This window comes from Bacillus badius NBRC 15713, assembly GCF_001591605.1.
GTDB classification, from domain to species: Bacteria; Bacillota; Bacilli; order Bacillales; family Domibacillaceae; genus Pseudobacillus; species Pseudobacillus badius.
This window is the reverse complement of record NZ_BCVF01000116.1, coordinates 1-530: the sequence shown is the minus strand read 5'-3', so window position 1 is coordinate 530 and position 530 is coordinate 1. Positions and strand designations below refer to the sequence as shown.

Genomic DNA, 530 nt, shown 5'->3' with positions numbered 1-530 from the left:
TCGTTTTGATTAACTGGTGGAGGGGGACGGATTCGAACCGCCGAACCCTGAGGGAGCGGATTTACAGTCCGCCGCGTTTAGCCACTTCGCTACCCCTCCATATAAAAAACTATCTTTATTAAAAATATGGTGGCTCAGGACGGAATCGAACCGCCGACACATGGATTTTCAGTCCATTGCTCTACCGACTGAGCTACTGAGCCACACCTAGTATATATATCAACAGCAAGGAAACCATCCTGCTGGAAGAAATATGGCGGTCCGGACGGGACTCGAACCCGCGACCTCCTGCGTGACAGGCAGGCATTCTAACCAACTGAACTACCGGACCAAGATGGAGCAAATTAGATAACATTAGCAATTCTCAACTGATACATGTCGACAAGCTGCAAAATCGCTATCTTTTATACGCACCACATGAATAAAGTGGAGCCTAGCGGGATCGAACCGCTGACCTCCTGCGTGCAAAGCAGGCGCTCTCCCAGCTGAGCTAAGGCCCCAAGATTTCTATAAATAATTCCATTTATTAA

General features: G+C 48.3%; 4 tRNA genes. All 4 read right to left on the bottom strand.

The window, feature by feature from the left end:
- Positions 1 to 14 precede the first annotated feature (14 nt).
- A tRNA-Tyr gene (locus BBA02S_RS20020) sits at positions 15 to 99 on the bottom strand.
- Between the two features lie 28 nt (positions 100 to 127).
- A tRNA-Phe gene (locus BBA02S_RS20015) sits at positions 128 to 203 on the bottom strand.
- Between the two features lie 51 nt (positions 204 to 254).
- Positions 255 to 331: transfer RNA gene (locus BBA02S_RS20010), tRNA-Asp, on the bottom strand.
- Between the two features lie 96 nt (positions 332 to 427).
- Positions 428 to 500 (bottom strand) — tRNA-Ala (locus BBA02S_RS20005).
- Positions 501 to 530: the final 30 nt, after the last annotated feature.